Origin of the sequence: Actinoplanes sp. NBRC 103695 (assembly GCF_030269485.1) — a bacterium.
Classification (GTDB): domain Bacteria; phylum Actinomycetota; class Actinomycetes; order Mycobacteriales; family Micromonosporaceae; genus Actinoplanes.
Genome location: NZ_BSTL01000083.1, coordinates 1 through 5,360, shown reverse-complemented (window position 1 = coordinate 5,360; position 5,360 = coordinate 1). Strand labels below are relative to the sequence as shown.

The window sequence follows — 5,360 nt, the reverse complement described above, 5'->3', positions numbered from 1 at the left end:
AAGAAACATCGCCTCCTGGAGAAGCTCGGCAAGCAGCAGTCCCGGCCGCGGACCGATCTGCAGAGGGCGCAGGCCCAGGCCGTCCAGTTCGCAGTCTCGAGGTGCTGACGGTGCAGTCTGACGGAGACGGAATCAGACGATCGCATGAACGGACTCGGGCCGGCTTCCGTTAGCGTTGGTCGTCGGCGAGGCCGGGAGCGGGCGGACCGTCCTGCTGGAGGCCGCCGCGCGAAGCTGGGAGTCGTTCGCGTGGCCGTGCTGCGCGTGTCGCGGCCGGGGGCGCCGGGCGCGGTTGCCGGGTTCGCCGCCGTGCTGGAGGTTCTGCGTACGCGGTACGAGCGGGTCGCCGACCCGCTGCTGGCCCGGCCGGTGAGTGCGCTGGGCGCGTTGTGCGCCGAGCCGGTTGACGCCGATGTGGCTGGTCGTCTCGCCGCGCTGGCCCAGCAGACCTTGGCCGCGTTCGGGCTGATCGGCCGGCGTACGCCGGCCTTGATCGCCGACGACGTGGACGACGCTCCCGGACTGACCACGGCGCTGGCCTGCGCCCGCGGGTCCCGATCGCCCTGCCGGCCGGCCATCGGCTGGTCGCCGCGGTGCGTGCGCGTGGTCCGGTGGCGGAGCGGATCGCGACGATGGCCGCGGTCACCCGCTTCGGCGTCGATGAGCTGGCGCTGTTCGCCGACGCAACCTCGGCCGGCTCGACGAGTACGGCCGGACCGTCGACGCCCTGGTGGCCGGCGGTGTGCTGGTCGCCGATCCGGGCGGCGGCATGCGCCCGTAGAGTCCCACGCTCGCCGCGCGGCCGACCGCCGACGCCGGACCGCAGACGGTGTCGGTGGCGTCCGGTGGTCCGTCGACCGTGACGGCCACGGCACACCTGTACGGCTGCGTTCCTCGGCGGGCGCGACGGTCGAGTTCTCCTCGTCCGGGGGTCTGCTGACCGCGTTGCGGCTGCCGGGGCAGGACGGCGCCATGGTCGTCGCCGCCCGCTTCGGCTACGACCGGGACCGCCATCTGGTCGCGGTGGTCAACTCCTCGGAGTACCCGGAGCGGTTCGACTACGCCGGCGGGCGGATCGTGCGGTGGGAGGACCGCAACGGTGAGTGGTACACGTACACCTATGACCAGGCCGGTCGCTGTGTCAGCACCGACGGTAAGGGTGGCTACCTGCGCTACCGGTTCGAGTACTCCGACGACCTGACCGTCGTGACGGACTCGCTCGGCGCGGTGCGCAGGTACGAGCTCAACGAGCTCCGGCAGGTGGTGGCGGAGACCGACGCGTATGGCGCGACGACGCGCCAGGAGTGGGACTACGCCTACCGCTTGCGGTCGCGGACCGATGCGCTGGGCCGCACCACGACCTACGAGTACGACGCCGACGGGCGGCCGACCGCGATCACCCGACCGGACGGAAGCCGATCGATGACCACGTACGACGAACTCGGCCGGGCGATCGCCGGGACCGATGTGGGCGACACCGCCCGGACCAGCGAAAGCGACGCCGGCGGTGAGAAGTCCTACGAGTACGACCAGCTCGGCCGGGCCGTCGCCATCGAGACGGACGACGGCGTCACCGAGTTCGGCTGGACCGTCGAGGGTGACCTGGCCTGGCAGGCGAACCCCGACGGCAGCGTGGAGGAATTCGTCTACGACGGGGAGGGGAACCTGGTGGAACGGGTCGACGCGGCCGGTCGGCGGACGTCTCGCGAGTACGGGCCGTTCGACTTGGTGGTCGCCGAGATCGACGAGGACGGCAACCGCACCGAGTACGAGTACGACACCGAACTGCGTCTGGTCTCCGTCCGTAACCCGGCGGGGGAGACGTGGCGGTACACGTACGACCTCAACGGCCGGATGATCGCGGAGACCGACTTCGGCGGCGGCACCCAGCGGTACGCCTACGACGCGGCGGGACAGCTCATCGAGCACACCGATGCGGCCGGTGAGATCACCGACTTGACCTACGACCTGCTTGGCCGGGAGGTCGAGCGTCGCGCCGGCCCGGCGGGATGGGTGACCGCCGCGCCGATGGACCGGCGCGTGGCATCCGGTTCGGTCAGCAGACGGTCCGGCGCGGCGACCGCGCGGAGCGGTCCGACGGACAAGGAGTGGCGACGATGACCAGTTGCAAGCTCGATCTTTCCTGGCTCAGGCCGCCGGGCGAAACGGACTCGCCGCGTCCGAGCCCGCCGTCGCCGAGTCCTCCGGCGGCCGGCCTTTCCGCGCACGTTCGCGCGTGGCATACGCAGGCCGCCAGCCCGTCCATGATCGTGCCGGTGCTCTCTCCGGACGCAGTCACGCTGCGGGACGTCCGCGGGCAGTTGGCGTCGCTGCCGGACCGGAGAGCGCGGCCGCCGCGCCGGAACAACGGGCCGGTCGCTCGCCGACAGGGATCCGCCGACGTTCCGCGGGACGATCCGGCCCGGTTCGACGTCGCCCGGACGAGAGTCATGGGCTGGCTGAACCACGTGCACCAGCGGCTGCACGGCCGGTTGAGCGAGTACGGCGATCGGGGCGATGTTCTCCGCCAGTTGTGGGAGCAGCTCCGTGCGGAACTCGCGGCCGTCGAGTCCGTCGCCGACGCGGATCGCCTTCAGCGTGTGCTGTCGACCTACGATCGGGTTGTCGTCGCCCTCCGGAGGCTGGGCGATCCTCTCGATGTGCCCAGCGCGCGTGACATCCTGCACCGTGACCCTGCACCCGGGCCGGATGGGGCCGTGCGACTGCTGAGGTCTGAGGTCCTGCTGCGGCGGTTGGGCCTTCCGGACGCGGTGGGCCGGTTCGTCACGGCGTCGCCGGCGGACCGGCCCGGGGTGCTGTTCGACATCGCCACGAAGTTGAGCGACAAAGGCGAGAGCCTGGCGGTACTGGCCGAGATGGTCGCGGCGGAGGCGGCGACCACGACCGACGCGGCGGCGGGCGAGGCCGGGACGAGTGACTTCACCGTGTCGTTGCTGAAACTGGTCGATCGGGTGCCGAATGGGCTCAGCCCGGCCGAATTGGAAACATTCTCGTCGACGTACCGCGATCGTCTGGATCTTCCGACCAAGTTCCTCCTTGTCGAGGCCCTCGGCGCCTACCAGCGGTCCAGGAGCGACGACTTGGAGAAGGCGGCAATCGGTGACATCGCCGCGGCTGTCCTGCGGTGCTGAGGATTCAGCTTTCGCGGCGCAGGACGGGCAGCACCTCCGCGCCTAGCAGGTCGATCTGGTCCAGCACCGTGCCCAGCGGCAGCCCGGCATGGTCGATCAGGAAGAGCTGCCGCTGGTAGCGCCCGGCGTACTCGCGGAAGCCGAGCACCCGGTCGATCACCTGCTGCGGGCTGCCGACGGTCAACGGCGTGGTGGTGCAGTACTCCTCCAGCGACGGCCCCCGGCCGTACAGCGGGGCGTGGTCGAAGTACGGGCGGAACTCGCGGATCGCGTCCTGGGAGCGGGGACGGACGAACACCTGACCGCCGAGCCCGACCCTCGCGTGCTCGGCGGGGCCGTGGCCGGCGGCCGCGAACCGTTCCCGGTAGTGAGCCACCAGCCGGCGGGTATGTTCTGACGGCCAGAAGATGTGGTTCGCGAAGAGCGCGTCGCCGTGCGCGGCGGCCAGGTCCGCAGCTTCCATGCTGGTCACCGCCGCGTGCCAGACCTGTGGCGGCCGGCCGTCCAGTGGGCGCGGCACCGAGGTGAAGGAGGCCAGCGGCGCGCGGAACTTGCCGTCGAAGTTCACCGACTCCTCGCGCCACAACCGGCGCAGCAGAGCGTAGTTCTCCGCGGTCAGGGCGTTGCCGTCGGCCGGGTCGAAGCCGAACCAGCCGAACGTCCGGCCTGCGTTGCCTTTGCCCAGCATCAGGTCGGCGCGCCCGCCGGAGAGGTGCTGCAGCAGCGCGTACTCTTCCGCGACGCGTACCGGATCGTTGGTCGTGATCAGCGTTGTCGCTGTGCTCAGCGTCAGCGTCTCGGTGACTGCGGCGAGGTGCGCGAGCAGCATCGCGGGGGCCGAGGAGACGTAGGGCGGCTGGTGGTGCTCGCCGGCCGCGAATACGTCGAAGTCGGCCTCCTCGGCGCGTCGGGCAATCGCCACCATCGCGGCGAGTCGTTCCCGCTCGCTCGGCGTTCGTCCGGTCCGCGGGTCCGGTGTGCGGTCGCCGATGCTGTAGACCCCGAGTTCCATCAGACGACCGGGTGGCTACGGTGTGGCTCGGAATGGTGGCCGAGTTCGATGGCAATCCGGGTCAGTTCGGCCTTGTTGCTTACCTTGAGCTTGGCGCGGATTCGTTTCGCGTAGGTGTTGATCGTGGCCTGTGCGAGTCCCATCCGGGTGGCGATCTGCGCGTGAGTGAAGCCGGAGGCGATCCATCGCAGGGTCTCGATCTCGCGCGGGGCGAGTGGACCGGAGTCGTCGTCGGCGCGGCCTGCTTGTTCCGAGTGGAACCGTCCGACCAGGCGGGGGCACAGGTAGAAGCCGCCTCGTGCGACGACCCGGATCGCGTCTTGGAGGTCGGTCTGCTCGGTGGATCGGCTGATGCAGCCCATCGCGCCGGCGCGGATCGTGGCGAGCAGGGAGGGTGAGCCGTCCCATACTGAGCTGACCAGGGGTGGGCCGATTGTTGAGGCCTTTGTGATGGTGTCCAGGCCGGTTACCGTCAGCCGTGGCAGGTCTAGCACGATTGTGTCGTAGGGGCTGGTCGTGGGGTCGAGGTCTTGTATTGAGCCGACTGCGGTCACGACGTGGGTCTGGCCGGTGTCGGCGGCGAGTTTCTGTATGCCTGCGCGGAAGATTGGATGGTTCGCGACGATCGCCACCTGGTACATGGTTCCTCCACACTTTCCGCGGGTCTCGTCTTGTAACGGGTGCTGGGCCGTGGTGGTTCATGGTGTCGGTGGGGTGCGGCATTGGTGTGCCTTGAAGAGGGACGTGGGTGTGTACCCGGGTGTGGGCTGACACTGGGGGATGTGGCGAAGGCTGACTGCGCGAATTTCCCGGTTCTGATCGAGGCGGGGAAGGCGGTGTTGCGGCGCGGGTCCGATCCGGATGTTATCGACCGTCGGCTGCTGGACCTGGTCAGCGGTACCAGGGTGCCGGCGCCCGCGACAACCCTCTTCGTGTCTTCGGCTGACTTGCGGGATATGGAGTTTCTCGCGGAGCTGAGGAGCTATCTGCACAGGGAGCTGAGCCGGGATCTGCATCCGACGGTGTCGTTGTTCGATCCGGGGTCGTTCACGCTGGTCGATGACTTCGCTGTGCTGGACGCGGCGCGCCGGTCGTTGGGTGCGGATATCAACTTGCCGGCCATGACGGATGTGCCCGACACCGTGGCTGGTCAGGTCGTGCGGGTGGACGATTCCGTGCGGCGCCTTCTTCCGGTC

5 protein-coding genes are annotated in these 5,360 nt (G+C 69.6%); 3 read left to right on the top strand and 2 right to left on the bottom strand.

Annotation, left to right across the window (positions count from 1 at the left end; genetic code table 11):
• The first annotated feature begins 249 nt into the window (after positions 1-249).
• Together QSK31_RS48250 and QSK31_RS48245 are read left to right on the top strand one after the other, a co-directional pair.
• Positions 250-2,121, top strand: coding sequence for an RHS repeat domain-containing protein (locus QSK31_RS48250; RefSeq protein ID WP_285691951.1), 1,872 nt, complete (start codon positions 250-252; stop codon positions 2,119-2,121).
• Positions 2,122-2,276: 155 nt separating this feature from the next.
• Entirely contained in the window at positions 2,277-3,152 is an 876-nt protein-coding gene (locus tag QSK31_RS48245) for a hypothetical protein (RefSeq protein ID WP_285691950.1), read from the top strand.
• Between the two features lie 4 nt (positions 3,153-3,156).
• On the opposite strand, the gene QSK31_RS48240 is transcribed toward QSK31_RS48245, so the two are convergent.
• Both QSK31_RS48240 and QSK31_RS48235 read right to left on the bottom strand, forming a co-directional pair.
• Positions 3,157-4,164, bottom strand: a complete 1,008-nt coding sequence (locus tag QSK31_RS48240) for a CE1758 family FMN-dependent luciferase-like monooxygenase (RefSeq protein ID WP_285691949.1) — start codon at positions 4,162-4,164, stop codon at positions 3,157-3,159.
• Entirely contained in the window at positions 4,164-4,805 is a 642-nt protein-coding gene (locus QSK31_RS48235; RefSeq protein ID WP_285691948.1) for a response regulator transcription factor, read from the bottom strand. The genes QSK31_RS48240 and QSK31_RS48235 overlap by 1 nt, the downstream gene beginning before the upstream one ends.
• A gap of 141 nt (positions 4,806-4,946) precedes the next feature.
• Here QSK31_RS48235 and QSK31_RS48230 point away from each other — a divergent pair.
• Positions 4,947-5,360 (top strand): hypothetical protein (locus QSK31_RS48230; RefSeq protein ID WP_285691947.1); only part of this gene is annotated, 414 nt, incomplete at its 3' end.

What these genes read in the sequence shown, in the direction of transcription:
- QSK31_RS48240 (WP_285691949.1), bottom strand. Translation starts at nt 4,164, where the DNA reads ATGGAACTCGGGGTCTACAGCATCGGCGACCGCACACCGGACCCGCGG.
- QSK31_RS48235 (WP_285691948.1), bottom strand. Translation starts at nt 4,805, where the DNA reads ATGTACCAGGTGGCGATCGTCGCGAACCATCCAATCTTCCGCGCAGGC.